Raw genomic sequence first — 1,346 nt, forward strand, 5'->3', positions numbered from 1 at the left:
TCAACGCGAGAGTGGATACTTGGTTTCTGCTCTAGGACCTTTCGGATTCGCTCGCGAAGCGCATTGGTACGAACCGGCTTAGTGATGTAGTCATTTGCCCCTATAGTGAGCGCATTGGTTTCTGTGATCTCATTGTCGTTAGCCGTCATGATGATCACAGGAATAGTAGAGCCTTGTTGGCGCAGGTTCTCAAGAACGCTTAGCCCTGAAGTATGTGGAAGCTGGATATCAAGCAGGACCAACTGAGGCGCTCGATCCATAATTATCTCAGTGGCACCTTCACCACTGCTTAAACAGTCAACCGAATATCCCTCTACATTTCTCAAAAAGTAACACAGCATCTCCCTGAGCTGCAGATCATCTTCCACTATTAAAACGTCAGACATTGAATATTCTCTACTTAAATTAGTATTAATAACCAACCTAGCCATTAAAGCTAAAATCTCATAAAAGCAAAGCTTTAACTCTCTTACATTATAAACGCTTTTTATCACGGCAACGTTTGCGTTGCGCTAATGGGAGGCAGTGTAAGGCTAAGAGGTAATTTACTATTTAAGATAATGTAAGCCCCTCTATAAAAGAAGGGCTTAATGATTGATTTACAAGAGAACTCTTATCGTCAAAATCAGTGTTTTAGCACCGAAATGGATTAGCCTTGTTTTTTTGCTAGCTCTACAGCGGCTGCAAGGTCCGGCAGTGTCGTCAGTTCTGGTACACGTTGTACAAGAATGATCTTGTTGTTCTGATCCGTCACCACGATGCTACGCGTCAATAGACCAAGCTCTTTAATCAGCGCACCGGTCTTCTCACCAAATGCATGCTCTACTGAGTCTGATAGGTACTCAACACCCGTTAGCTCATGCTCAGAAATAAAACGCTGCTGTGCAAATGGCGTATCTGCACTGATCGCGTAAAACTCGATATCTTTCAGTGACGCTTTATTCTCATTCACAAACTGAGAAAGTTCGTCTGCTTGCTGAACACATACCGGAGTATCAACAGACGTCAGTACGCTGTAAATCTTGACTTTGCCGTTGGTCGCGCTGGTATCGAACGGTTTTAGGTTTGATGTCATTAGCTGAACAGAAGGCATATAGTCGCCCACTTTCACACCTTCACCTGCAAGATGAAATGTGTTGGTTTTCTCTAGCGTCACGATCTCGCCCGAACCTAGGTTAGCGTGCTGCTCTGTCACGTCAAACTGCGCTGAAGCAGCAGTCGAAAACAGCGCAGAAAGTGCCATAACTAACAGTGATTTTTTCATGTTAAGCACCTACTACTTCAAGAACTGCTTGGTAGTTAGGCTCTTCGGTGATTTCAGAAACTCGTTCGCTGTGCATCACCTT

General features: G+C 44.2%; 2 protein-coding genes. Both read right to left on the reverse strand.

Features of this window, described 5'->3' with window-relative positions; translation table 11 throughout:
* Window positions 1-386 (reverse strand): response regulator transcription factor (locus tag KIV40_RS34580; RefSeq protein ID WP_285353974.1); only part of this gene is annotated, 386 nt, incomplete at its 3' end.
* A 263-nt stretch (window positions 387-649) separates the two neighbouring features.
* Window positions 650-1,264, reverse strand: a complete 615-nt coding sequence (locus KIV40_RS34585; protein ID WP_285353975.1) for a peroxiredoxin — start codon at window positions 1,262-1,264, stop codon at window positions 650-652.
* Window positions 1,265-1,346 lie beyond the last annotated feature (82 nt).

It is taken from the genome of Vibrio sp. D173a, from assembly GCF_030248475.1.

Bases quoted from the DNA above. Each gene is read 5' to 3' on its own strand.
- KIV40_RS34585 (WP_285353975.1), bottom strand. From the start codon at position 1,264: ATGAAAAAATCACTGTTAGTTATGGCACTTTCTGCGCTGTTTTCGACT.